The following is a 25,196-nucleotide window of genomic DNA, read 5'->3' as shown; positions in this document are numbered from 1 at the left end:
CGGGCGGTCGTCGGCCCGGGGGACCGCCGCCCGTTCCATGTCCCCGGCCGGCCGACGGCCCGGGCGGCCGACGGCTCCGCGGGCCGACGGCTCCCGGGCGGCCGTTGTCAGCCGAGTTCCGCGGCCTGCGTGCCGGGGGTCTCGAACTGGGTGCGGTACAGCTCCTCGTACCGGCCGCCGGCCGCGAGGAGCCCTTCGTGGGTGCCGCGCTCGACGATCTGCCCGTTCTCCACGACCAGGATGAGGTCGGCGGCCCGTACGGTGGAGAGCCGGTGGGCGATCACGATCGCGGTGCGTCCGGCGAGGGCCTCGGTGAGCGCCTCCTGGACGGCCGCCTCGGAGGTGTTGTCCAGGTGGGCGGTGGCCTCGTCGAGGATGACGACGCGCTGGCGGGCCAGGAGCAGCCGGGCGATGGTCAGCCGCTGGCGTTCGCCGCCGGAGAGCCGGTAGCCGCGTTCGCCGACGACGGTGTCGAGCCCGTCGGGCAGCGAGGCCACCAGACCGTCCAGGCGTGAGCGGCGCAGCGCGTCCCAGAGGTCCTCCTCGGCGGCTTCGGGCCGGGCGAGCAGGAGGTTGGCGCGGACCGACTCGTGGAAGAGGTGGCCGTCCTGGGTGACCATGCCGAGGGTGTCGCGCAGGGTGTCGGCGGACAGATCGCGTACGTCGATGCCGCCGATGCGTACCGAACCCTCGTCCGTGTCGTACAGGCGCGGCAGCAGTTGCGCGATGGTCGACTTGCCCGCTCCGGACGAGCCGACGAGTGCCACCGTCTGGCCGGGCTCGGCGCGGAAGGAGACCCCGCGCAGCACTTCGTCGCCGCCACGGGTGTCGAGGGTCGCGACGTCTTCGAGCGAGGCGAGGGAGACCTTGTCGGCGGACGGGTAGCCGAACCGTACCCGGTCGAACTCCACGGACACCGGGCCCTCCGGGACCGCCCGTGCGTCCGGCTTCTGGTCGATGAGCGGCTCGAGGTCGAGGACCTCGAAGACCCGCTCGAAGCTGACGAGGGCGCTCATCACCTCGACGCGCGCCCCGGCGAGGGCGGTGAGCGGCGCGTACAGCCGGGTCAGCAGCAGGGCGAGGGCGACGACCGCGCCCGCGTCCAGCTGCCCGCGCAGCGCGTAGAACCCGCCGAGCCCGTAGACCAGGGCGAGCGCCAGCGCGGACACCAGGGTCAGGGCGGTGATGAACGCGGACTGGGCCATGGCCGTGCGTACGCCGATGTCGCGCACCCGGCCCGCTCTGGCGGCGAATTCGGCGGACTCGTCGGCGGGCCGGCCGAAGAGCTTGATCAGGGTGGCGCCGGGTGCGGAGAAGCGCTCGGTCATCCGGGTGCCCATCGCGGCGTTGTGGGCCGCCGCTTCCCGCTGGAGCCTCGCCATCCGCGTACCCATGCGGCGCGCGGGCAGCACGAACACCGGCAGCAGCACCAGGGCGAGCACGGTGATCTGCCAGGAGATGGAGAGCATGACGCCGAGGGTGAGAAACAGCGTCACGACATTGCTGACGACGCCGGAGAGTGTGTTGCTGAAGGCGCGCTGGGCGCCGATGACGTCGTTGTTGAGGCGGCTGACGAGCGCGCCGGTGCGGGTGCGGGTGAAGAACGCGATCGGCATGCGCTGCACATGGTCGAAGACGGCGGTGCGCAGATCGAGGATCAGTCCTTCGCCGAGGTTCGCCGAGAGCCAGCGGCCGGCCAGCCCGAGCGCGGCCTCCGCGACGGCGATCACGGCGATGAGCAGGGACAGCCGGGTGACGGTGCCCCCGTCCTTGCCGGCCACGATCGCGTTCACGACGCGTCCGGCGAGGACAGGCGTGGCGACCGCGAGCAGCGCCGTCGCCACGCTCAGGAGCAGGAACAGGGCGACGCGGCGCCGGTGCGGACGGGCGAACGCGGCGATGCGCCGCAGGGTGGCTCGGTCGAAGGGGCGTCGGTCCGCTTGCGCGTTCATGACGTTGTGGAGCTGCGTCCACGCGGTGGCTTCCATACTCATGGGAAGAAACGTACGACCTCCAGTGGACTTGAGGTCAATGGCTGCCGTCGTTCGCCGGTTCGGACGTCGAGACCCGGGGTGTCCTTCGGCAGCGGGCCGATCCGGCGGCTGACGGCGGCAGAGCCGTGATCACACCGATGGCGCGCTCTTCCCCAAGCTCTCAACTGCGTTCGAGCCGGGGAGACCCCATGCGCCGAGCGAGAGAGCCCGGTAGGAGACGGCGGGCCGCGCCATCGACGCCGCCCCCTGCGCGAAGGCGAAGGCAACGACGAGGCGCAGCAGCCGGTTCCTGCCGGGCTCTCGGGTACGGGGCACGGTCAGATGATGCCGAAGAGGAGTCCGGCGCAGAGCACCACCAGTGAGGTGAGCGCGGCCCATTTGACCGTGAACCTGGTGTGGTCGCCGAATTCGACCTTCGCCATGCCGACGAGGACGTAGACGGCCGGGACCAGCGGGGACGACATGTGCAGAGGCTGTCCGACCAGGGAGGCGCGGGCGATCTCCAGCGGGGAGACACCGTGGGCGGCACCGGCTTCGGCGAGTACGGGGACGACGCCGAAGTAGAAGCCGTCGTTGGACATGAAGTACGTCAGCGGGATGCTCAGGATGCCGGTGACGATCGCCATGTGCGGGCCCATGCCGTCGGGGATCGCGCCGACGAGCCAGTCGGCCATGTGGTCGACCATGCCGGTGCCGGAGAGGACACCGGTGAAGACGGCGGCTGCGAAGACCATGCCGGAGACATTGAGGACGTTGTCGGCGTGGGCGGCGATGCGGGCCCGCTGGTCGGGCATGTGGGGGAAGTTGACGGTCAGGGCGAGGGCCGCACCGAGCAGGAAGAGCACCGGGATCGGCATCAGTTCCATGATCATCGCGGTGAGCAGGGCGACGGTGAGGCCCGCGTTGAACCAGTAGAGCTTGGGGCGCAGGGTGGCGCGGTGCGGGTCCAGGCCCTTGAAGCCCTTGTCCTCGTCCGCATCGGCTTCGGCGTCTTCGCCGTCGCCGTCGCCGGTGTCCGCGCCCGTGCCCGTCCCCGTACCGGCTCCGCCGGAGTTCGTGCGGGTACGGTCGCTGCCGCCGCCCGACCCGACGAGGACCGTCTCCGACTCCGTGACCGTCTCCGTGGTCAGCACCTCGTCGAGGGTGAGCGTGCCGAGCCGCTTGCGCTCGCGCCGGCCCAGCACGACGGCCAGGAGCAGGACGGCGGCCAGTCCGACGCCGAGCGCCGGGATCATCGGGACGAAGATGTCGCCCGCGTCCAGCTTGAGCGCGGTGGCGGCACGGGCGGTGGGGCCGCCCCAGGGAAGGGTGTTCATGACACCGTTCGCCGTGGCGGCGACGCCGGTCATCACGACCAGGCTCATCTTGAGGCGCTTGTAGAGCGGGTACATCGCCGAGACGGTGATCATGAAGGTGGTGGAGCCGTCGCCGTCGAGCGAGACGATCGCCGCGAGCACCGCCGTACCGATGACGATCCGCATCGGGTCGGCCTTGCAGAAGCGCAGGATGCCCCGCACGATCGGGTCGAAGAGGCCGACGTCGATCATCACGCCGAAGTAGACGATGGCGAACATCAGCATCGCGGCGGTCGGGGCCAGGTTGCCGACGCCCTCGATGACGTAGTCACCGAGCTTCGCGCCCTGGCCGACGGCTACGCAGAACAGTGCGGGGATGAGGACCAGCGCCGCGATCGGCGACATCTTCTTCATCATGATCAGGACCAGGAAGGTCGCAATCATGGCGAAGCCGAGGATTGTCAGCATGTGGGATACCTATCGTTCACCTTTGAACTCCCGCCGGACTCGGCGGTTCGGATGACGTTAGGGCGCGCCTCGCCGCGTTAACAAGATGTTGACATGCGAGCAATACGAGCAAAACCCCAGGTCAACGCGGTGGTCAGGCGCTGGGCACAACCGGCGGCACGTCTGACGGCACAACGGGCGACGCCTTCGGCGGCACAACCGGCGGCACAACCGGCGGCACGCCGTCCGGTGCCTTGGCGGGGGTTGTGAGCTCCTGTCGCGCGGTCAGTCCAGGACCTGCGCGAGGTAGGCCCGGAGCAGGACGCGGGTCTCGGCGACGATGGCCACGTCGCCCGACGGGTCGGCACGGAAGGCCAGTTGGAGGAGGGCGTCGGCGGCCTCGACGCAGATCAGGACCGTCCGGAGCAGGCCCTCGTCGGGAGCACGGCCGAGGTGCCCGGAGAGAAGTTCGGTGAGCCGGCCGGCGACCCGCTGGTTGGCGTCGTCGGCCGGGTCGCCGTCGGGGGCCGGTGCGCCGAAGTCGACGAGGGCGAAGCCGGCCACGGAGCGCTTCATCCCCAGGTACTCGTCCAGGACGGCATCGATGGCGCTGCGCCAGTCGTCGGCCGGGATGACGGCGAGGCGGGCGGTGATGCGTTCGGCGTAGCTGTCCAGATTGCGCCGGGCGAGCGCGTCGGTCAGCGCGCGCTTGTTGGAGAAGAACCGGTAGACGGAGCCGATGGGGACCTCGGCGCGGACGGCGACGGCCCGGGTGGAGAGCTGCTCGTAGCCGGTCTCGTCGAGGAGTTCGGCGCAGGCGTCGAGTATCCGCGCGAGGCGTTCGGCGCTGCGCTGCTGCACGGGGGCGCGGCGGAGGTTCGTATTCGCATGGGGCACGGGCTCCATGATGCCGTGGGTCTCCTCTGCGGGTGGCGGGCCGGCGCGGGCGCGGCCTCACGCGATGAGCAGGGACAGCCCGCCGATGGTGTACGTGATCATCAGGACCAGCAGCGGGAGTTGCCCCGCGACGGCGCGGCCGGACGGGAAGAGGCGCACGGACCTGTCGTGGGCTGCGACGACGCCGAGCACGTGGCCGAGGACGATCGCGGCGACCTGGAGCGTGGCGACACCGCCCGGGCCCAGGGGTGGTTCGGGCGGGACGGGATTGTCAGTGCCGGATGCCACCATGACGGTGCGTGGTCCTTCGGTGACGAAGAGCGTGAAGTAGTGGGCGACGAGATAGCCGAGGGCGATCGGGACGAGCGAGTGCGCGAAGGCGGTGAGGGGATGGCGGAGTCGACCGGAGATCAGCCGGGTGGCACCGGTGCAGAGGGCATAGAGGGTGGCGACGAGGGCGACGGCGCCCAGGAGTCCGAGCGTGGCCGCGGTGGTACGGCCCAGCGGTGAGGTCTGGACGGTGGTGATCCAGGACGGGGCGTCCGAGAAACCGTCGTAGGCGGTGGAGCCGAGCATGACGCAGACGGTGGCGACGAGTCCGGGGGTCTGCGGGGTGGCATCGAGGCCGTTGAAAGGGGAGCGGAGTACGAGGCGGCGGTCGGCGGGGCGGCGGCCGAGCGGGGAGAGCCGGGCGAGCAGCCCCGAGTAGACCTCGAAGGCGTCCGCCCGGTCGAACCATCCGGCGCCGTGGCGGGCGGCGCCTGCGAGGTGGACGGCGGTGTAGAGGGCGAGGAAGAGGAGGAGGGCGGTGGTCGATGCGGGGTCGGGTGTGACGAGTTCGAGCCAGGTGAAGGCCAGGAGCCCGGCCGCGGCGGGCCGGAGCCCGAGGCGCGTGGGAAGGGGGCGGCCCGCGGCCGGGTCGCGGCCGAGCGCACGGCAGCCGAGGAGGTGGACGGTACGGAGCGGATTGAGCAGTCGCCAGACAGGGCCGAAGAGGAGTGAGGCGGGGACGAGCCCGACCCAGAGAAGTACGTAGACGGCGCCGGGGGCCGGGTTGCGGTCCGGGTCGTCCGGACCGAGGAGGAGGTGGAGCGTGACGAACAGGGCGGCGGCCAGCCCGAGTACGCGCGCGCCGGTACGGGTGGGGCGGGCGTCGGCGAGGCGCTGGACGGCGGCCGGGAGCGGGCGGCCGGCCCGGTCGCCGCGGAATCGGGAGGCGGACCAGAGCAGGCCGAGCGCGAGGAAGGAGACGAAGAGCGCGGCAAAGGCACCGGCGAAGGCGTAGAAGGGGGACAGCGGGAGATCGTGCTGGGCGCCGATGCCATGGGCAAGGACGCTCACCGTACGACGAGTTGGGTCAGGAGCAGGTCGGACTCGTGTGTCTCGACTTCGAAGAGCCCGGTGCGGTCGGCGGTGAACGTGAGCGTGACGGTCTTTCCGGCGGGCAGCCGGGCCTCCTTGTCGTAGCCGTGGACGTGAAGGGTGTCGGCGTGGTCGCTGCGGACCCGGAGGGCGATGATCCGGCCCTTCTTGATCTCGGTGCGGCCGGGGGCGGGGCTGACCTTGCCGTGGGAGACGACGATCTCCAGGGTCGTGTCGGGCCGGGGCGTTTCCGGTGGGTGCGCCGCGGGTGCGGTGGGCGGTGCGGAGGCAGTGGCGAGGGAGGTGGTGGCCTGGATCGGGGCGGAGTTCACGGCCCAGGAGGTGTGGTCGTCGGCGTAGAGCCGGGCGGTGAGGCCGGTGCCGCCACCGGCGCCGCGGACGAGGGAGCCGGGGAGGTGGTACCAGGGGCCGTAGACCCGGGCGAGGGGGTGGCCGTCGAGGAAGAGGCGGGCGTGGCCGCGCCCGAGGAGAGCGGCGCCGCCCACACTGTCCGGGGTGAACCGGAAGTTCCGTACGGAGAGATGGACGTTCCACCCGTCCTCGGAGTCCGGCCGGACGGCGACCGTCACCTCGGGGGCGCCCTTGGCGTCGACCTGACGCAGCCGGTGGCCGGAGCCGTCGTCGGCGGTGAGGAGCCGGCCGACGCTGCCACCGGCCTGCTCGTGGCTGGTGCCGGGTTTGTGGTGGGTGGTGGCCCGGCCGCCGCAGGCGCTCGCTCCGAACAGGAGGGCGCCCGCGGTGAGTACGGTGACGGTTGTGCTACCCGGCCGGGCGGCCCGCAGTCGCCTGAGGGAACGCTTCACGATACGTCTCCTTCCTGGGCGGGGGCCTGGGCAGGGGCCGGTGTGGCGAGCGCGTCCGCGTCCGGAGCCCGGCCCTCCGCCGACGCTCCCCGTTCGCCCGACGCCGCCCGCTCGCCGTGCCGGGCGGCGGCCACTACGGCCCACACCACCCAGATCACACCGAGCAGTCCACGCACCCAGGCCGGGCTGAGCGGAATCCACGGGATCATGAACACGGCCTTGTCGACGGCGTCGAGCAGCGTGAGCGCACCCAGGACCACCGTGGTCCAGCCCAGCCACGGCCGTTCGCCCCGCAGCACCAGACCGATCCCGGTCCACCACACCCCGGTCAGCAGCAGCGCCAGCGCGGGCACGTAGGAGGAGGCCAGCCCCATCGTCGATCCGGCCACGTCCAGCCCGAGACCGATCACGCCGAGCACCGTGACGGCGGTGGCGAACCCGCTGCCGCGAAGCCTGCGCCACCACAGCACCCCGCCGACCAGCGCGAGCACCACGGCGACCGCCAGCGCCAACTGCACCTCGATGCGCTCGATGCCACGTGCTCCGTACCAGTCGCAGCCGGCCGGCAGCCGTCGCGCCTGCACGTTGTAGTCGGCACAGACCAGCAGTTGGGCCAGTTTGACCGGTTCGCCGACGAGCCGGTCGGTACGTCCGGACACCGCGCCGCGCTCGGAGCCGCAGGCGGGCAGGGCGCGCGGGGAGGACGGACCGGCGTCCGACTGCCAGCAGTTGCCGTCGCCCTGACCGTCCCACCACACGTCGGTGCGGTTGGGCCGGGAGTTGCCCGCCTTGTCCGTGCCGAGGTGGTTGCCCGCGTACCGGTTGTGGTGGGAAGTGTCGGTCTGCTTGGACAGCGCGTTCTCGCCGCGGATGAAGGCGGGTACCGCGGTCAGGAAGAAGGCGGCGCGCTCCTGCCCGTAGATCCAGTTGTTCTCGTAGAGGTTCCAGTTGCCGCCCGCTGTGATGATGCCGGAGCCGGGCGGCATGGAGATCTGCGGGCAGACGACGCCGTCCTCGTAGCCGCGGTCCACGGGCGGCTTGGCACAGGTCCCGTCGGCGACGTACGGGTAGTAGTCGGCGTTGTTGTCGTGGATCAGGTTGCGTTCGAAGCGGGCGTGGTTCTGCGGCAGTCCCGGGTGCCCGGGGAAGGCGCTGTCCATCGAGGCGCCGCCCATGTTGTGGTCGAACTCGTTGTCGTGGACGTAGACGGAGTCGCCCGCGGTGCCGGAGTAGCCGACCATGTTGTGGTGGCTGCGGCAGCCGGTGATCTCGATCGAGTAGCGCGGCACGTCGTAGCCGTACGCGTCATTGATGTCCGACGCGCTGCCGGGGTAGATGCCCGAGTCCCCGTTGCCGTACGACTCGCAGTTCTTGTACAGCCCGTGGTCGCTCGCGAAGGTCAGAAACCCGTACTCGTCGTTCCACCGGGTGAGGACGGAGTCGATGACGAAGCCGTCCTGGGCGAGGACGTACAGGGAGTTGAACGTGGTGCGCTGGGCGGTGAAGTTCTTGAAGTAAACACCGTCGGAGCCGTCCGCGCGGATCGCGTTGAGCTTCTGGTACTTGGCGTCGATGACGACATCCGTGCGCTCGGCGCCCGTCCCCTCGATCTGGAGGTTCTTCTTCCCGAGGATCGCCACCAGGTTCTGGCTGTGCGGGCACTGCGTCTGCTGCGCGTAGGACAGGATCTGGTAGCCGAGCTTGGAGTTGGGCGCCTTCAGCCGGGCGCACTCCCCCGCCGGCTTGGGCAGCGAGGGCTCCTCCTCGTACAGGCCGGGCAGGATGGCGATGTTCATGCCGGGCCTGCCGACCGCGTCGACGGCCTGCTGCAGATGGCGGTAGCCGGACTTCAGGCACCGGTCGAACAGCTTCAGGTTCCGGGCCCGCAGCCCCTGCGGGAAGCCGGATATGCGGCGCTCGAAGTCCGCCCGGTCGCTCTTGCAGACCAGCAGATCCGGTTCGCCGGTGCGGTACACGGGGACGCTGCCGGTTCCGTCGGGCAGGGTGACCGGACGTTCCTCGTGCGCCTGGGCGGCCGGAGCCGCGAGGAGGGCGACGGCGAGCGCCGCCAGGACCACCAGAAGTCTTCGTGTCCACGACATGTGCGGGAGAGTAGAGCATTGTTCAACTTTTGGAACCCCCCTGTGCACCACGAATGCCGTTGACGCGCCCCGATTCGATTCCTACGGTTGTCCATAGGATTTCTTCGGCACCGGGAGCGCACATGAGCGGCATCGAGCAGGCGAGGAAGACGGCGGAAGGGCTTGAGTACTCCGCCGGTTTCGGCAATCAGCACAGCTCGGAGGCAGTGCCGGGGGCGCTGCCGCACGGCCGTAACTCGCCTCAGCGCGCGCCCCTCGGGCTCTACGCGGAGCAGCTGAGCGGCTCGGCCTTCACCGAACCGCGGGCACACAACCGCCGTTCCTGGCTCTACCGGATCCGCCCGTCGGCCGCTCATCCCCCGTTCGTCCGTATCGACAACGGGGCGATCCGGACCGCCCCGTTCACCGATTCCGTGCCCGATCCCAACCGGCTGCGCTGGGACCCGCTCCCCGAGCCCGCGGCCGGGACGGACTTCGTGGCCGGCCTGTGGACCCTCGGCGGCAACGGCGACGCGACGCAGCGCACCGGCATGGCCGTGCACCTCTACCACGCCGACGCGTCCATGACCGACCGGGTGTTCAGCGATGCGGACGGCGAACTGCTGATCGTTCCGGAGCGGGGCGGCCTGCTGCTCCGTACCGAACTGGGCCTGCTGCGCGCCGAACCGGGGCACGTCGCGCTGATCCCGCGCGGCGTCCGCTTCCGTGTGGAGCTGCTCGACGCCACCGCCCGCGGCTACGTCTGCGAGAACTACGGTCAGCCTTTCACCCTCCCCGACCTCGGCCCGATCGGCGCCAACGGCCTGGCGAACGCCCGGGACTTCCTCGCCCCCGTCGCCGCCTACGAGGACGACGAACGCCCGGTGGAGGTGATCAACAAGTTCTGCGGGAACCTCTGGTCCGCGACCTATGACCACTCGCCGCTGGACGTGGTCGCCTGGCACGGCAACCACACCCCGTACGTCTACGACCTGCACCGCTTCAATGTCATCGGCTCGATCAGCTACGACCACCCCGACCCGTCGATCTTCACGGTGCTGACCTCGCCGTCCGACACCCCCGGGCTGGCCGGGGTCGACTTCGTCGTCTTCGCACCGCGCTGGCTGGTCGGCGAGGACACCTTCCGGCCGCCGTACTTCCACCGCAATGTGATGAGCGAGTACATGGGCCTGATCGAGGGCGCGTACGACGCGAAGACGGCCGGCGAGGGCGGGTTCGTACCGGGCGGCGGCTCGCTCCACAACATGATGTCGGCGCACGGCCCCGACCGGGAGACCTTCGACCGGGCGAGCGAGGCGGAGCTGAAGCCGCAGAAGATCGACGACGGCCTGGCCTTCATGTTCGAGACCCGCTGGCCGGTGACGGCGGCCGGGCAGGCGGCCGCCGCCGGCCATCTGCAACGCGGCTACGACGACGTGTGGCAGGGTCTGAGCCGCAACTTCAGGCCGTAGGCAACGACGCCACGTATCGGCCCCGCGTCGTCGCGTCCGCCGTGCCGCAGTACGGAGAAACCAGGTGACCCAGGTGCCTCAGATGCCCAAGTTGTCCCAGGGACACGCCTTCGCCCCCGATTCGCTGGTCCTCAACCGCAAACTGCCGTTGTGGTACCAGGTCTCGCAGTCGTTGCGCGCCTCGATACTGGGCCGCACCAAGGACGCCTCGGCGCGGCTGCCGACCGAGGAGCAGCTCGCCGCGCACTACGGCGTCAGCGTTCTGACGATGCGCCAGGCGCTCAAGGAGCTGGAGACGGAAGGGCTGATCAGCAGGCACCGGCGGCGCGGCACCTTCATCGAGCCGCGCGCCCGCCGGGTGTCACCGGTCCGGCTGCTGGGCTCGATCGACGCGATCGTGGCCCAGCAGTCGGGCGAGCGGGCCGCGGTCCTCGGCCACGGTCCGATCGCCGTGCCGGGCGATCTCACCGAGTACTTCCCCGACTGCGCCGAGGTGGTCAGCTACCGCAGGCTGCGCCGCGACGGGGAGAGCGACGAGCCCACCAACTGGGCGGAGAACGCGGTGCGTCCAGAGGTGGCGGCCCGGCTCGATGTCGCCGATCTCGAACGCTGGCCGATGACCAAGGTGCTGCGCGACCGGGTCGGCGTCCGGATCGCGCGCATCACCGACACGGTCGAGGCGCGCCTCGCGGACCCGGCGACCGCCGAACTCCTCCAGGTCCCGCTGCTGAGCCCGATCCTGTTCTACACGGGGGTGACGTACGACGAGAGCGGCCGGGTGGTGGATGTGGCACAGATCCGCTACCGGGGCGACCGGTTCTCCTTCTCGGTGACCGTGGAAGCGCGCTGACGGCCCGCCCTCCGGCGCCGTTACGATGCCGGAGGCGGTGGCGACGGGGAGGACGACACGGTGGCAGCACGGGCGGGCGCCGGAGCCGGCGGGGACGACGACAGCCCGCTGCTGGACGACCTCATGCCCTGGTCCGTACGACCGCTGCGGACCGGGCGCCCCTGGGTGACCGCCCCGGACGCCGGTTCGCTCAAGGCCCGTTGGGAGCGGCTGGTCCGGGCGGAGGCCGCCGAGCGCGAACGGCTGTTCCGGCCCACCCGTCTCCGTACCCCGCACACGCCGGTGGCGGCGCTTCCGGGACAGGCCACCGGCACCGGAGGGTTCGCCCGCGAGACCGGACCGTGCCCCGAGCCGGTACGGATCCTGCACGGCCCGTTCGACGAACAGTGGCTGCTCCCCGACCACCGGCTGATCGACGCGGCCCGCCCCGAGCTGTGGCGGGTCGCCGACGGGCACCAGTTCTTCGCCGTCGAGCACGGGTACGTGCCCCGGGACACCGGCCCCGCCCTGTACGTGACGGCGCTCCTGCCCGACGGCCACTCCCCCGCCGGCCGGCCGGGCCGGATCCGGCCGCTGTACCGGCGCCCCGGAGGTCTCGAACCGAACCTGGCCCCGGGACTCCTCGCACTGCTCCGGGCCCGCCACGGGGATGCGGTGACGGACCGGTCCGTGCTGGCGTGGACACTCGCGGCGGCCCGTCACTCCCCCGCCGGGTGCGTGGTCCCGCTGCCGGCCGACACGGCGCGCTGGTCGGCGGGCGTGGAGCTGGGGCAGGAGTTGCTGCGGCTGCAGCTGCGCGGTGCCCGGGGCGGGGAGCGCCCGCGGCTGCCCGGCGGGCGCCGCCCCTATGTGCGGGCCTCGGTTCCGCCCGTACCGGCCACGCTGGAGTACGACCCGGCCGACGAGGCGCTCCTGCTCGGCACGGGCCGTATCTCGCCCGTGCCGGCCGGGGCGTGGGAGTTCCGGGTGGGCGGGGTCCGGATGCTGGAGCTGTGGTTCGAGCGCCGTACGGCGGCGGCCGGAGCGCAGGACATGGACGGCCTGGAAGCGGTCAGGCCCCGGGCCTGGCCCCAGGAGTGGACCTCGGAGTTGCTGGAACTGATCACCGTGCTCGCCCTGCTCGACGGGCTCCGGCCGCGGCGGGAGGGCCTGACCGACGGCCCGCAGATCACGGCCGACGACCTTCGCGCGGCGGGCGTCCTGCCGGTCCCGGCCACGGCCCGACGGCCCGCATCGGTGCTCGACCATCAGGAAGAGGGCCCGGACGGGCAGTTCGCGCTCCTGTGACCGTGCGCCCTCGCCCCACTCGCTACCGGTCGAAGGAGTCCAGCACCCGGCGCAGCGCCCGGTCGAAGACCCCGTCCAGATCGATCGGCCCGGGGTCCTCGGCGAATCCCGCAGCCATCCGCGGATACTTCCCGGTGGCGATCTGGCTGATCAGATAGCCGGTGCGCACCGCGTGCTCCTGCTCCTCGGACCAGGGCAGCGACCGGCTGCGCTCCGCCGTGGCGATCTCGTTGGCCGCATAGGTGGTGACCACACTGGTGACCATGGCGATGAGTTCCATCTTCTCGCCGAATCGCGCGTCGACGCCGTCCAGGCAGCTGAGCGCGTACTCCAGATACCGCAGGGTGTTCGGGCTGAAGCCGTACACGGGTGACATCAGCCGGGGCAGCCAGGTGTGGCGGCGCATCATCGCGCGGGCCTGATGGGCCAGTGCGATGAGATCGGCGCGCCAGTCGCCGGACGGCTCCGGGAAATCGTACCCGCCGCTGACCGCGTCGAACATCAGCTCGTACAGGTCCTCCTTGCGTGGCACGTAGTTGTAGAGCGACATCGTGCCGCAGCCGAGCTCCGCCGCGACCTTCCGCATGGACACCGCGTCGAAACCCTCCGCATCGGCGATGCGGACGGCGGCTGCCGCGATGTCGGCGCGACTGAAAGCGGGCTTGGGGCCGCGGCCCGCACGCTCGGGGCGCGCCCAGATCACTTCGGGTACAGCGGGTCGCCCCACCATTGATCATCACCTCTCCCACCATGGTAGTTACGTACACCGTACGTAGTGCGGTACGGTGGCCGCATGACAACTACGTACGCTGTACTTAGTGAAGGTCTGGAGAAGCGCTACGGCGATGTCCACGCGCTGCGGGGACTCGATCTCGCGGTCGCCGAGGGCACCGTCTGCGGAGTGCTGGGGCCGAACGGCGCGGGCAAGACCACCGCCGTCCGGGTCCTCACCACGTTGACGGCCCCGGACGGCGGAAGCGCCCGGGTGGCGGGCCATGATGTGGTGCGCGAGGCGGGCGCGGTGCGCGCGGCGATCGGCGTCACCGGGCAGAACGCCTCGGTCGACGGCGAGCTGTCCGGCCGGCAGAACCTGCGGCTCTTCGCCAAGCTGCTCCGGTTCCGCGGCGAGGCCGCGCGCACCCGCGCCGACGAACTCCTGGAGCGCTTCGAGCTGACGGAGGCCGCCGACCGCCCGGCCCGCACCTACTCGGGCGGCATGCGCCGCCGTCTCGACCTCGCCGCCAGTCTGCTGACCCGCCCCCGGGTGCTGTTCCTGGACGAGCCGACCACCGGACTCGACCCGCACAGCCGCAACCAGATCTGGACGGCCGTACGGGAACTGGCCGGCCGGGGCACGACCGTCCTGCTCACCACGCAGTACCTGGAGGAGGCCGATCAGCTGGCCGACGACATCGTGCTGATCGACCATGGCCGGGCCGCCCATCGCGGTACCCCCACCGAGCTGAAGGCCCGCATCGGCAGCTACGCCGAAGTGGTCGTCTCCCATGAATCGGCGCTGGTCGCGGCGGCAGGCGTCCTCGATCAGCTCACCGGCACCGAACCGGTACTCGACCACGAGCGCCGCACCGTGGGCGCCGTCGCGACCGACACCACGCTCACCCTCCCCCGTATCGTCCGCGAACTCGACGCGGCGGGAGTACCGGTGATCGACGTGAGCCTGCGCCCGCCGACGCTCGACGAGGTCTTCCTCCGCCTGACCGACCGCGGCGACGCCCGCACCTCCCCGCCCCTGAAGGAGACGGCAGCATGAGCAGCACCGCACCGACCCACGAGCATCAGTCCGTCGCGCCCGCCACAAGCACCCCGGTCGCCGATGCCCTGGCCATGCTGGGCCGCCATCTGCAGCGGATCAAAGCAGCGCCGGGCGTAATGATCCTGACCCAGACCATGCCGATCACGATGCTGCTGTTCTTCGGGTACGTGTTCGGCAGCGCCCTGGCCGTGCCCGGCCAGGAGTACCGCGCCTTCCTGGTGCCGGGTCTGCTGGCGGCGACGGCGGCCAACGGCATCATGGTCGGGATGTTCCAGGCCTCACAGGACTGCCACCGCGGGGTGATGGACCGGCTCCGCACGCTGCCGATGAGCCGGGCCGCCGTACCGTTCGGCCAGACCGCCGCCGATCTGCTGGCCACGGCCATCGGCATGATTCCGCTGATCCTGGTCGGACTCGCGGTCGGCTGGCGGATCGAGGGCGGTCCGCTCGCCGCCCTGGGCGCCTTCGGGCTGCTACTGCTCCTCCGGTTCGCCACGTCCTGGCTGGGCTGCTGGCTGGGCCTGCTGATCCGCAACGAGGAGGTCGCCGGTCAGCTGGGCAGCGCCACCTTCATCCTGCCGCTGCTGTCGAATGCGTACATCCCGACCGACAACCTGCCGGGCTGGCTGCGGACGGTCGCGGAGTGGAACCCGATCAGCGCGATGGCCTCGGCCACCCGCGAACTGTTCGGCAACGCTTCCCCGGCGGCCGACGCCGCCTGGCCGGTCGCCCATCCGGTGGCCGGGACGCTCGCCTGGTCGGTGGTGCTCCTCGCGGTGTTCGTGCCGCTGGCCGTACGGCGTTACGCGCGCGGCGGCGAGTGACCGCGCCGCGCCGCGCGCACCGGGGCAGCGCGGTGGGCCGGTCCAGGGCGCCGGGCAGGCCGATGCGCCTGGGCGAGCACACCGAAGCGCTGCTGCGGGCTCCGGGGAGGCGGGAGAGCGGACAGCAGCGCAGCGCCGGGACGGTGAGATCGTCCGACCGACCCGAGCGGGGGGAGCTGGACGATGAACCCTGGCCGGGGAGAGCCCGGGCGGTGGACCGTTGGGCAGTCGTGACGGGCCGTCGGGTCAGTGGCGGCTGCCGAAGAGCGAGCGGCGCAGTCGACGCAGCGGCGCGAAGAGGGAGACCCGCGCACTCTTGCTCCGACGGCGATGGGCGGCATCGCGCGAGGTGAGCTCGCGCATCAGCAGCGTCGCCTCCGCGGACTCCCGCTGCGGGACGACGGGTCCGCCGAGCACCGCGAGATGGCGGTCGAGGCGCGAACTCGTCGCACTGCTCCCGCATGTGATGGCAGGCACACGAGGCCTGCTGCGCACCGTTATCTGTTCCATGTCACTCCCCACCCGTACGAGGGCACCCGGCCCGGGCAGGTTAACCCTATCCCCCCGCGACGACACCCGTGTATCCCGGTCACAGGATTGAGCACACACATACGGAGGTTGACGATCTCATTCCGAATCCCCCCGATTCCAGGGCGAGTTGGACAGAACGGAAGTGGTTCGCCGGCAGGGATCGGCAGGGTGCCGGACGGAGACCCCTGCGGACGGGGGGCCTCCTACCCGTCGGACGACCGACGGGCCCGGCGCACGCACTGGGTGGAGGGTCAGGCAGCCGAGGCGAGGGCGGGCAGGTAGCCGCCCGACTGTCCGGCCGCGGTGGGGTGGTACGACTCACCGATGTTGAGCCAGTTGAGACTGTGCAGCCAGGCGTCTCCGGAGCAGATCTCGTGCCCGGTGAACTTCCCCGCGACATCGGTGAAGGTGAAGCCGTGGTTGGCGGCGCGCTTGGCGGTCGCCGCGTTGAGGTAGTCGGAGGCGTCGTTGATCGCGGCGCGCACCTTGTCGCTCAGACCGACGACACAACTGCCGCCGATCTTGTAGAAGCGCGGATAGCCGAGAACGACGACACGCGCGGACGGCGCCTTGGCGCGGATCGACGAGTACACCGAGTCGAGGTTGCCGGGCAGGGTGGTGTCGACATAGCTGCGGGCCGTGGCTATCCGGCTGAGGCAGGTGGCCTCCGACTGGAGGACACAGGTGGTCATGACGTCGGCGAAGCCCGCGTCATTGCCGCCGACGGAGATCGAGACGAGGTCGGTCGAGGAGTTGAGGGGGCCGAGTTGACCGGCCTTGACATCACTCGTGCGGGCACCCGAGCAAGCGGTGAAGGCGAAGGACGAGGGCGAGTTGGCCGCGGCCCAGAGTTTGGGATAGGCCTTGGTGCTGCGCTTGCAGTCCCCGCTGGCACTGTCGTAACTGCCGGATCCGACACCCGAGGAGTACGAGTCACCGAGGGCTACGTAGTCGACGGCCTGGACAGACGTGGCGGCGTTGGCGGTGGCCGCTCCGGTCAGAGCGAGTACGGCACCGAGCACGAGCGAGGACGAGAACGCCACGAGTCTGGACATTTTCATGGAACCTCCCTTGGACCGACCGGCAGGATCTCCGCCGGCCTGCCGTGTCCGTGGTAGCAGTGCGCACACCCTCACCGGAAGTGTCCATGCCAAGTTGCTCCAATGAGTTCTCCTGTGCGCCCCCTTGAGGCCGCGTCATGTCCGGGATCGACCCGCTCGAGCGGGGAGGAAGGTGTTGAAACCTGGGTGCGCCGGATGGCCTCGTGCCGGATCATGGGCGCCATGTCTGCCAACCCTGAGTCCGCTCTGCCGATCCGGCTCACCGTCGACGACAGCGATTCCCCGTCCGATGTCGTCGACGCGCTGTTTCTCGGCCGCTTCGCGACGGGCGAGCAGCCGTACTCGCACAGCTCCTCCCTCGACCGCGTCAAGGCCGGGGCCACTCTGCTGCCCCCGGCGGCCAAGGTGTTGCGTGCCGCCCGCGACGACGACCGCAGCGCCACCCTCGCCGAGGGTGCCGGCTGGACGCTGCTCGTCTCGCGGTGGAGCCGCGGCGCCGACGTCACGGTCACCGCGACCAGCCCGGAGCTTGCGCAGCAGATCCTCGGCCAGGCGACGGACGGCGCCCGGGACGAACCGGAACCGCAGCCCGAGAACGTGACGATGGGCTTCTGGTACGTGTCCCCGCGCCGCGGCCCGTACCGCACCACCCGGCAGATCGCCGCCGGCACGTGGGAGGAGGTCCGCAACAACTACACGGCACCGGTGGCCGATGCCATGGACCGGCTGATGAAGGTCACCCCCGACGACATCGCCGGCCGGCTGCTCCTGTTGCACGGCCCGCCCGGCACCGGCAAGACGTCCGCACTGCGCACGCTCGCGCGCTCGTGGCGGGACTGGTGCCAGGTCGACTGCGTGCTCGACCCGGAGCGGCTCTTCAATGACGTCGGCTATCTGATGGACATCGCGATCGGCGAGGACGAGGGCACGGCGAAGGGCCGTTGGCGGCTGCTGCTCCTGGAGGACTGCGACGAATTGATCCGCGGCGAGGCCAAGCACACGGCGGGCCAGGCGCTGTCCCGGCTGCTGAACCTCACCGACGGACTGCTGGGCCAGGGCCGCAATGTGCTGGTGGGGGTCACCACCAACGAGGACCTGGAGCGACTCCACCCGGCCGTGGTCAGGCCCGGCCGCTGCCTCGCCAGGATCGAGGTGGGCTCACTGACCCGCAAGGAGGCGGTGGCCTGGCTGGGTACGGAGGAAGGGCTCGGCCGCGAGGGGGCCACGCTCGCCGAGCTGTACGCGCTGCGGCGGGGCAGCAGCCCCGCGTCGGTACCGAAGCAGGACTCCGGCGCGGACGCGGGCCTGTACCTCTGAGCGGCCGTTCGAGCCCGTCCGGCGATGGAGGACGAACCGGCCGCCGGACGGCCCCGGGCCGGGGCTCCGGCCCACGCCCGGACCCGCCCCCACGCCCCGTCTCACCGCGCCTCGTACGCCGCCCGCAACGCGTCCTCGGCCAGGGACAGCGCGTCGGCCCGCGACAGGCCCAGCCGCCGCGCCTGCTCCGCGTACTCCTGTGCGGCGGCCGCCGCATGACGTTCCGCCGCATCACCGGCGGCGGCGACGAACGTGCCGTTGCGGCCACGGGTCTCGATCACCCCGTCGGCCTCCAGCGCCCGGTACGCCTTGGCGACGGTGTTCGCGGCGAGGCCGAGCTCCCCGGCGAAGCCGCGTACGGTCGGAAGTCTGAAACCGACGGGCAGCGCGCCGGAGCGGGCCAGTTCGGAGATCTGCGTCCGCAGTTGCTCGTACGGGGCGGTACCGGCATCCGGATCAAGGGCGATCTTCAGAGTCACCCGCCGATTGTCCCCCACCGCCGGAAAATCAGGGGCGACCGTAGGCACCCACGCGTAACGTCCGGCCCATGACTGTCCTCGTTCGCGACTTCCTGCCCGCCGACGCGGAGGCCTGGGTGCGGGTCCGGCGCGCCGCACTGCCCTCCATGGTGACGACTCCCGAGCAGGTCGCCTTCGATCTCGCCTCCGCCCATCCCGACAAGCGCTACCGGCTGCTGGTCGCCGAGAAGGACGGAGAGCTGATCGGGACCGCGCAGGTCGGCCTCGCCCACGACAGCCCCGAACCGGGCCAGGCGTTCTGCAATCCGTACACGCACCCGGACCGCACCGGACTCGGGGCGGGTGGGCTGCTGCTGAGCACGGCCGAGGAGTATCTGGCGCGGGAGGGCGCGGTCGCGGTCTACAGCTGGGTGCTCGACACCCCGGCGAACCGCGCCTTCGCCGAGAAGCGCGGCTACGCACCGAGCCGTTCGGCGCACTTCCTCCGCCTCGATCTGGCCGGCGGGTCGCTGCCGCCCCGGCGGGAGCCCCCCGCCGGCGTCGAGCTGCGCACCGGCGCGGACTTCGCCGACGATCCGCGCCCGCTCTTCGAGGCGGACGCCGAGACCACGGCCGACGAGCCGAGCGACACCCCGGCCGAACTGTCCGACTACGAGGACTGGCTCCGGCAGATCTGGCACCATCCCGGACTCGACCACGAACTCACCTCGGTCGTGGTGGTCGACGGAGAGGTGGCGGCGTTCAGCGCGGCGCAGACCGACGGCCTGACCCGCTACATGTCGGGGATGACCGGCACCCGCCGGGCGTACCGCAACCGGGGCCTGGCCAAGCTCGCCAAGAACGACTCGCTGCACCGGGCGCGCGCCGCCGGGTACACGGACGCGTACACCGGAAATGACGCGGAGAACGCCCCGATGCTGGCCGTCAACCGGTGGTTCGGCTACGAGATCTGCGCCACGGAGGTGCGGTATGTCCGCAAGCTCGGCTGAGACCGCGCTGACGGTCGCCCTGGTGAAGGCGGGACGGACCAGGATCCGCTACCCGGCGGACGTGGTCCGCGACGACGGCACCCGCGTGACGGTGCGTGCGCCCTGGGCCGCGCCGGGGGTAAGGGACTTCGGCTTCGTACGGTTCGAGCCCGGCGATGTGTTCACCGAGCACTACTGGCGCGATCGCTGGTTCGCCGTGAAGGAGGTCCGTACCGGAGCGGGTGAACTCAAGGGCTGGTACTGCGACATCACCCGTCCCGCCGTGCTGCGGGACGGGGAGCTGCTGATCGAGGATCTGGACCTGGATCTGTGGGTGTCGGCGGACGGCACGTCCGTACTCCGGCTGGACGAGGACGAGTTCGAGGAGAGCGGTCTCGCCGAACGCGATCCGGCGGCGGCCGGGGCGGCCCGCCGGGCCCTGGACGAGCTGGAACACCTGGCCCGCACGGAGGGCCTCGCGGCGCTGCTGACCTGACCGGCCCCGGGACCCGGGCGGACACTGCTGCCGCTGCCGCACTGCCCGCCCGGATCCCCGTCCGCCGCATTCGTCAGACCCCGGTCGTCCTGTCCGGCGACGCACCCAGGGCAACATGCCCGCTTTGTTCAGACTTCCCATGGTTTCGAGGCCACCCTCCCGAAGGAGTTGCCCAAGGAACACGCCTGACGTGATGACCAGCTGAATTACAGTGTTCAGGCCAGTTCCCCGCCCGGTGACCTGAGAAGGAATCACGGATTATGCCCACTGAGACGTTCGAGTTTCAGGTGGAAGCGCGCCAGCTTCTGCAGATGATGATCCACTCGATCTACTCGAACAAGGACGTGTTCCTGCGCGAACTCGTCTCCAACTCCTCCGACGCGCTCGACAAGCTGCGACTCGAAGCGCTCCGCGACGACTCGCTCGGCGCGGATGTGTCCGACCTCCACATCGACATCGAGACCGACAAGCAGGCCCGTACGCTGACCGTGCGGGACAACGGCATCGGTATGTCGCACGACGAAGTGGTCCAGCTCATCGGGACCATCGCGAACTCGGGCACGGCGACGTTCCTGCGGGAGCTCAAGGAGGCCGAGGACTCCGCCGCGGCCGAAGGGCTGATCGGCCAGTTCGGGGTCGGGTTCTACGCCAGCTTCATGGTGGCCGACGAGGTCACGCTGCTGACCCGGCGCGCGGGCGAGAGCCAGGGCACCCGCTGGACGTCGACCGGCGAGGGCACGTACACGATCGAGACCGTCGACAGCGCTCCCCAGGGCACCGCGGTCACCCTCCGGCTCAAGCCGGAGGACGCCGACGACCGGCTCTACGACTACACCTCCCCCTGGAAGATCAGGGAGATCGTCAAGCGGTATTCGGACTTCATCACCTGGCCCGTCAGGATGGCCGCGGAGACCCCGGCCGACGACACCGCGGGCACCGGGGAAGGGGCCGACGCCGCCCCGCGCGAACCCGAGACCCTCAACTCGATGAAGGCCCTCTGGGCGCGCTCGCGCGACGAGGTCAAGGACGACGAGTACCACGAGCTGTACAAGCACATCAGCCACGACTGGATCGCCCCGCTCGAAACCATCCGGCTGCAGGCGGAGGGCACTTTCGAGTACCAGGCGCTGCTCTTCATCCCGTCGCACGCGCCCCAGGACCTGTTCATGCAGGGGTACAAGCGCGGCATCCAGCTCTATGTGAAGCGCGTCTTCATCATGGACGACTGCGAAGCGCTGATGCCGCCGTATCTGCGTTTCGTCAAGGGCGTCGTCGACGCGCAGGACCTGTCGCTCAACGTGTCGCGCGAGATCCTCCAGCAGGACCGCCAGATCCAGTTGATGCACCGGCGTCTGGCGAAGAAGGTGCTGTCGACGGTCAAGGACATGATGTCCGCCGACCCGGAGCGCTACGCCACGTTCTGGCGGGAGTTCGGCCGCGTCCTCAAGGAGGGGCTGCTGAGCGACTTCGAGAACCGCGACGCCATCCTCGGTGTGGCCTCCTTCGCCACGACCCACGACCAGGACGAGCCGACCACGCTGCGGCAGTACGTGGAGCGGATGAAGGACGGCCAGGAGCACATCTACTACCTCACGGGTGAGTCCCGGCAGGCCATCGAGAACTCCCCGCACATGGAGGCGTTCCGGGCCAAGGGCGTCGAGGTGCTGCTGCTGACCGATCCCGTCGACGAGGTGTGGGTCGAGGCCGAGCCCGAGTTCGACGGCAGGCAACTGCGGTCCGTCGCCAAGGGCGAGGTCGACCTCGGGACCGAGGAGGAGAAGAAGGAGGCCGCGACCGAGCGCGAGAACCGGCAGCAGGAGTACGCGGATCTGCTGACCTGGATGACGGTCCGGCTCGGTGAGACCGTCAAGGAGGTACGGCTCTCCTCGCGCCTCACCGTCTCGCCCGCCTGCATCGTCTCGGACACGCATGACGTGACGCCGGCCCTGGAGAACATGTACCGCGCCATGGGCCAGCCCGTCCCCCAGGTCAAGCGCATCCTCGAACTCAACCCGGAGCACCCGCTGGTCAGCGGCCTCAACCGGGCGCACGCCGAACGCGGCGAGGACGCCGGCCCGGGCCTGGAGGAGACGGCCGAACTCCTCCACGATCTGGCGCTGTTGGCCGAGGGCGGCGAACTGGGCGACCCGTCCCGCTTCGTCAAGCTGATGGCCGACCGCCTCGAGCGCACCCTGTGAGTGAGGGCCGCACCCCCTCGGGCAGGCTCCCTGGCCCGTCCGAGGGCCCGCCCGGCGACCTGCCCGAGGACCCGCCCGGCTGATCGCGGTCGGACACGTCCAGGAGGGTGCTGAAGATCTTGGCCGGATCAGGGAGCGGCGTTCGGCGCGTGCAGCTGCAAGGCGCCGAAGCGGCCTCAGGTGGGGTCTCCCCTGCTCGAACGAAGTTGAGAGCTCGGGGAAGGAGCTATCAGGCCGTTTCGGCAACGCCGCAGATGTGCGTGCCGGGCGTCGCGAGCCCGGCCAAGATCTTCAGCGCCCTCCTAGTCCCGGCGCTGTGCCCATACATCGGTGTACGGCGCCGGGTCCTCCGGTGCCGGGCGGGCTTGCGGGATTCCGGCGACCAGCTCCACCTCGTACCCCGCCGGGTCCTCCAGATAGGCGGCGATGTGCTCGTCTCCGCCCGCGTGCGGGTAGCGGTCCGGGAAGAGCTGCCGCCAGCCGTGCTCCGGGGCTCCGGCCACCAGTGCGTCGAGGGTGGCCCGGTCCCGGACGTGGAACGCCAGATGGTTGAGCCCGGGGCTGCGGCGGTCGTGCGTCCCCCCGGTCAGATCGGGTGACTGCTCGACCACCACATAGCTGTCGCCGCGCCGCCAGCTCCGGCCGTGTTCCCAGCGCTGGTACGGGACATGGCCCAGCTCGCCGAGCAGCCAGCCCCACCCGTGCTCGGCCGTCGGCAGATCGGGCACCCACAGTTCGATGTGGTGCACCCCGCCGGTGCCGGCTCCGCCGGCGGGCAGCGGGACGGCGCGGCGGATCCCGTGCGGCTGGTACGCCACGGTGTCGCCGTCCTCGTGCCAGTGGATCAGGAAGTGCTCCCCCGCGCGGTAGCCGTCGAGTCCGGCCCGGCAGTAGGCGACGATGTCGTCCGGGAGAGCGTCCAGCGGGAACCAGGCCAGCTCGGAGCACTTGTCCGGTTCGCGGTTGTACGGCGGGCGGCCGGGGTCGTACTCCGCCTCGAAGAACCAGCCGGTCCGGGGACTGCCGCCGGGGCCGCGGTGCTGCATGACCAGGGCGACCCGCAGCTCGTCCGGGCCGAGTTCGACACCGATCTCCTCGGCGGCCTCACGGATCATCGCCGCGCGGACGTCCTCACCGTCCTCGACGTGTCCGGACGGGCCGTTGAACAGCCCGTCCGCGTACCCCGTATTGGCCCGGCGGGCGAGCAGGACGTCGGGGCCTCGGCGGAGGATCAGATGCACATCGACGACTTCGGTATGCCGGTGCGGCGGTTCGGCACGGGCCACCAGGGCGTAGCGCTCGTCGTCGACGTGCTTGCCCCACAGGGCCGGATCGTCGGAGAGCCGCTCGTGGTGGATGTGCTCGGTGAGCTCCGAGAGCAGTCCGGTCAGCCGCTCCGCGGAGAGGCCGACGGCGCCCCGGACACCCTCGATCAGGATCAGCCGGCCGCCGGGCCGCAGCAGGGCGAACCAGTGGCGCAGGGCCGCCACCGGATCGGGCAGCAGCCACACCACATGCCGGGCCATGATCACATCGAACTGCTGCTTGCCGACCGGCGGTCGGGCCGCGTCCCCGAGAAGGACCCCGGTGCCGGTGCCGGCGAGCTTGGCCCGCGCCTGCTCCACCATGCGCGGCGACCGGTCGACGGCGGTGACCCGGTGCCCCTGCCCGGCGGCGAGCAGCGCGAGGCTTCCGGTGCCGCACCCCAGGTCGAGCACCTCGGAGCGCTCGCCGGGCAGCCAGCTCTCCAGCCGCTGCGCCCAGGCATGCCGGACCGCCGGGTCGAGCAGCCCGTGGTCGGGCTCCTCGTCGAAGGAGTCGGCAGCGGAATCCCAGTCGATCGTTGTCATGAGTCGATCGTGCCATCCACCACTGCCGGCGACGGCACGCGCAGCACGAAAGGCCCCGCCCTCGAAGCGCCCGGGACACGGGGGCGGGGCCTCTCGTACCGCTTTTTCGCCGCCGGACAGGGCAGTACGTCTACTAGCCGATGACCGAGGCGCAGGTGGTGGGAGTGGCGTGTGCCGGATCCAGGGCGTTCGCCACCTCGTGGTACGCGATCCGGTCGACGGTGCCGATCGTCACGTGCTCGGAGAGGTCGACCGGGCACAGGTCCTGGAGCAGGACGTTGTGTACGTTCGGCCCGTCCAGGAACTGCGTGCGGTACGGGGTCACGACCTCGTCGTACCTGGTCGCGATGACCGTGTAGCGCACTCCGGGCACGGTGTCGCCGCCCGCGTTGAGCTTGGTGACGAAGGGGGATCCCGCCACCTGGTCGGCGAGGCCGGGCGTGTTGGCGTTCAGCAGGTCCTCCGCTCCCGGGAAGTACGGCAGCAGCTTCGTCAGGCCGAGGAGGGTGGTTCCGTGGTTGTCGGGTGCGAGCCCGATCATGGCGTTCACCTTGGCGGCCCCGCCGAGGAACTTCAGGTAGTAGTTCGGCATCATGCCGCCCTGGGAATGGCCGACGATGTCGGCCTCGGACGCCCCTGTGGAGGCGAGCACCCTGTCGACGAACGTGGCGAGCTGACCGGCCGACTCGTCGATCGGGCCGAGGCCGTTGAAGACCGGCACGCCGGGCAGCTGCCCGTAGTCCAGCGAGTAGACGCAGTAGCCCCGGTTGACGAGGTAGGGGGCGAGGACCAGCCAGTTGTCGATCGAGTTCCCGAAGGTTCCGTGAACCAGGACGACGGGGCGGGGGTGGGCTGCGGAGGGCTTGCAGGAGTAGTCGTTCCAGCCACGGGAGGTGGCCGTGGCGGCGGTGGGGGTGGCTGCAGCGGCAGTGGCCGTGGGGGTGGCGACTGCGGCGACGGCGAGGAGCAGTGCGGCGAGGGTTCTCCGCGTACGTGGGGTACGCGGCGCACGGGTCCGGGGCAGCATCGTGTGGTCTCCTTGCGGCTCAAGGGAGTTGCGATGTCTGTACGCCCTGCGGCCCGGACCACAAGTGGTGACTGCTGACGTTCTGTGTACGCAGGCCAAATTACGCGTGGGTAAGGTGGCGTGGGAAGTTACGCGCCGGTAAAAACTGATGGGCCATCAATC

General features: G+C 70.8%; 22 protein-coding genes. 9 read left to right on the top strand and 13 right to left on the bottom strand.

Annotated elements, in window-relative coordinates:
* Positions 1–107: 107 nt before the first annotated feature.
* The 7 genes from ACFVV1_RS14030 to ACFVV1_RS14000 all read right to left on the bottom strand — a co-directional run bounded on the left by ACFVV1_RS14030 (position 108) and on the right by ACFVV1_RS14000 (position 8,921).
* Positions 108–1,994 carry an ABC transporter ATP-binding protein gene (locus tag ACFVV1_RS14030; RefSeq protein WP_389989253.1) on the bottom strand — a complete coding sequence of 629 codons (1,887 nt, stop codon included), beginning with the start codon at positions 1,992–1,994 and terminating at the stop codon, positions 108–110.
* A gap of 129 nt (positions 1,995–2,123) precedes the next feature.
* Positions 2,124–2,309, bottom strand: a complete 186-nt coding sequence (locus ACFVV1_RS14025; RefSeq protein WP_389989628.1) for a hypothetical protein — start codon at positions 2,307–2,309, stop codon at positions 2,124–2,126.
* A 2-nt stretch (positions 2,310–2,311) separates the two neighbouring features.
* Positions 2,312–3,757: a CitMHS family transporter gene (locus tag ACFVV1_RS14020; protein ID WP_389989250.1), complete on the bottom strand. Its 1,446-nt coding sequence runs from the start codon at positions 3,755–3,757 to the stop codon at positions 2,312–2,314.
* 264 nt (positions 3,758–4,021) lie between these two features.
* Positions 4,022–4,642, bottom strand: coding sequence for a TetR family transcriptional regulator (locus ACFVV1_RS14015; protein WP_389989248.1), 621 nt, complete (start codon positions 4,640–4,642; stop codon positions 4,022–4,024).
* Between the two features lie 48 nt (positions 4,643–4,690).
* Positions 4,691–5,974 carry a hypothetical protein gene (locus tag ACFVV1_RS14010; protein WP_389989246.1) on the bottom strand — a complete coding sequence of 428 codons (1,284 nt, stop codon included), beginning with the start codon at positions 5,972–5,974 and terminating at the stop codon, positions 4,691–4,693.
* Entirely contained in the window at positions 5,971–6,798 is an 828-nt protein-coding gene (locus ACFVV1_RS14005; RefSeq protein ID WP_389989602.1) for a hypothetical protein, read from the bottom strand. Before ACFVV1_RS14005 ends, ACFVV1_RS14010 begins: the two co-directional genes overlap by 4 nt.
* A 17-nt stretch (positions 6,799–6,815) precedes the next feature.
* Positions 6,816–8,921 carry a right-handed parallel beta-helix repeat-containing protein gene (locus ACFVV1_RS14000; protein ID WP_389989244.1) on the bottom strand — a complete coding sequence of 702 codons (2,106 nt, stop codon included), beginning with the start codon at positions 8,919–8,921 and terminating at the stop codon, positions 6,816–6,818.
* Between the two features lie 122 nt (positions 8,922–9,043).
* On the opposite strand from ACFVV1_RS14000, the gene hmgA reads away from it, so the two are divergent.
* The 3 genes from hmgA to ACFVV1_RS13985 all read left to right on the top strand — a co-directional run bounded on the left by hmgA (position 9,044) and on the right by ACFVV1_RS13985 (position 12,509).
* Entirely contained in the window at positions 9,044–10,372 is a 1,329-nt protein-coding gene (hmgA, locus tag ACFVV1_RS13995) for a homogentisate 1,2-dioxygenase (protein WP_389989242.1), read from the top strand.
* Between the two features lie 82 nt (positions 10,373–10,454).
* Entirely contained in the window at positions 10,455–11,222 is a 768-nt protein-coding gene (locus ACFVV1_RS13990) for a GntR family transcriptional regulator (protein WP_389989240.1), read from the top strand.
* A gap of 60 nt (positions 11,223–11,282) precedes the next feature.
* Positions 11,283–12,509, top strand: coding sequence for a type ISP restriction/modification enzyme (locus tag ACFVV1_RS13985; protein ID WP_389989239.1), 1,227 nt, complete (start codon positions 11,283–11,285; stop codon positions 12,507–12,509).
* Between the two features lie 22 nt (positions 12,510–12,531).
* Here ACFVV1_RS13985 and ACFVV1_RS13980 read toward each other — a convergent pair whose 3' ends face one another.
* Positions 12,532–13,239 carry a TetR/AcrR family transcriptional regulator gene (locus tag ACFVV1_RS13980; RefSeq protein WP_389989237.1) on the bottom strand — a complete coding sequence of 236 codons (708 nt, stop codon included), beginning with the start codon at positions 13,237–13,239 and terminating at the stop codon, positions 12,532–12,534.
* A gap of 63 nt (positions 13,240–13,302) precedes the next feature.
* Here ACFVV1_RS13980 and ACFVV1_RS13975 point away from each other — a divergent pair, with 63 nt between their 5' ends.
* A complete protein-coding gene (locus tag ACFVV1_RS13975) occupies positions 13,303–14,280 on the top strand; it encodes an ATP-binding cassette domain-containing protein (protein ID WP_389989235.1) in 978 nt (325 codons plus the stop codon).
* Between the two features lie 74 nt (positions 14,281–14,354).
* Positions 14,355–15,107, top strand: a complete 753-nt coding sequence (locus ACFVV1_RS13970) for an ABC transporter permease (protein ID WP_389989600.1) — start codon at positions 14,355–14,357, stop codon at positions 15,105–15,107.
* A 246-nt stretch (positions 15,108–15,353) separates the two neighbouring features.
* On the opposite strand, the gene ACFVV1_RS13965 is transcribed toward ACFVV1_RS13970, so the two are convergent.
* Complete coding sequence (locus ACFVV1_RS13965; protein ID WP_389989233.1) at positions 15,354–15,617, bottom strand: hypothetical protein; 264 nt, start codon at positions 15,615–15,617, stop codon at positions 15,354–15,356.
* 272 nt (positions 15,618–15,889) lie between these two features.
* Positions 15,890–16,699 carry an SGNH/GDSL hydrolase family protein gene (locus ACFVV1_RS13960; protein ID WP_389989231.1) on the bottom strand — a complete coding sequence of 270 codons (810 nt, stop codon included), beginning with the start codon at positions 16,697–16,699 and terminating at the stop codon, positions 15,890–15,892.
* Between the two features lie 195 nt (positions 16,700–16,894).
* Here ACFVV1_RS13960 and ACFVV1_RS13955 point away from each other — a divergent pair, with 195 nt between their 5' ends.
* Complete coding sequence (locus tag ACFVV1_RS13955) at positions 16,895–18,016, top strand: DUF5925 domain-containing protein (protein ID WP_389989598.1); 1,122 nt, start codon at positions 16,895–16,897, stop codon at positions 18,014–18,016.
* Positions 18,017–18,117: 101 nt separating this feature from the next.
* Here the strand turns inward: ACFVV1_RS13955 and ACFVV1_RS13950 are convergent, their stop codons facing one another.
* Positions 18,118–18,495: a GntR family transcriptional regulator gene (locus ACFVV1_RS13950; RefSeq protein ID WP_389989229.1), complete on the bottom strand. Its 378-nt coding sequence runs from the start codon at positions 18,493–18,495 to the stop codon at positions 18,118–18,120.
* 68 nt (positions 18,496–18,563) lie between these two features.
* Here ACFVV1_RS13950 and ACFVV1_RS13945 point away from each other — a divergent pair, with 68 nt between their 5' ends.
* The 3 genes from ACFVV1_RS13945 to htpG all read left to right on the top strand — a co-directional run bounded on the left by ACFVV1_RS13945 (position 18,564) and on the right by htpG (position 22,157).
* A complete protein-coding gene (locus ACFVV1_RS13945; RefSeq protein ID WP_389989227.1) occupies positions 18,564–19,484 on the top strand; it encodes a GNAT family N-acetyltransferase in 921 nt (306 codons plus the stop codon).
* Positions 19,465–19,959, top strand: a complete 495-nt coding sequence (locus ACFVV1_RS13940) for a DUF402 domain-containing protein (RefSeq protein ID WP_389989225.1) — start codon at positions 19,465–19,467, stop codon at positions 19,957–19,959. The genes ACFVV1_RS13945 and ACFVV1_RS13940 overlap by 20 nt, the downstream gene beginning before the upstream one ends.
* A 260-nt stretch (positions 19,960–20,219) precedes the next feature.
* A complete protein-coding gene (gene htpG / locus ACFVV1_RS13935; RefSeq protein ID WP_389989223.1) occupies positions 20,220–22,157 on the top strand; it encodes a molecular chaperone HtpG in 1,938 nt (645 codons plus the stop codon).
* A gap of 302 nt (positions 22,158–22,459) precedes the next feature.
* Here the strand turns inward: htpG and ACFVV1_RS13930 are convergent, their stop codons facing one another.
* Together ACFVV1_RS13930 and ACFVV1_RS13925 are read right to left on the bottom strand one after the other, a co-directional pair.
* Positions 22,460–24,007, bottom strand: a complete 1,548-nt coding sequence (locus tag ACFVV1_RS13930) for a methyltransferase domain-containing protein (RefSeq protein WP_389989222.1) — start codon at positions 24,005–24,007, stop codon at positions 22,460–22,462.
* Between the two features lie 133 nt (positions 24,008–24,140).
* Positions 24,141–25,034, bottom strand: coding sequence for an esterase/lipase family protein (locus tag ACFVV1_RS13925; RefSeq protein WP_389989220.1), 894 nt, complete (start codon positions 25,032–25,034; stop codon positions 24,141–24,143).
* Positions 25,035–25,196: the final 162 nt, after the last annotated feature.

Source organism: Streptomyces sp. NPDC058092 (assembly GCF_042884935.1).
GTDB lineage: Bacteria > Actinomycetota > Actinomycetes > Streptomycetales > Streptomycetaceae > Streptomyces.
This window is presented reverse-complemented; position numbering and strand designations above follow the sequence as displayed.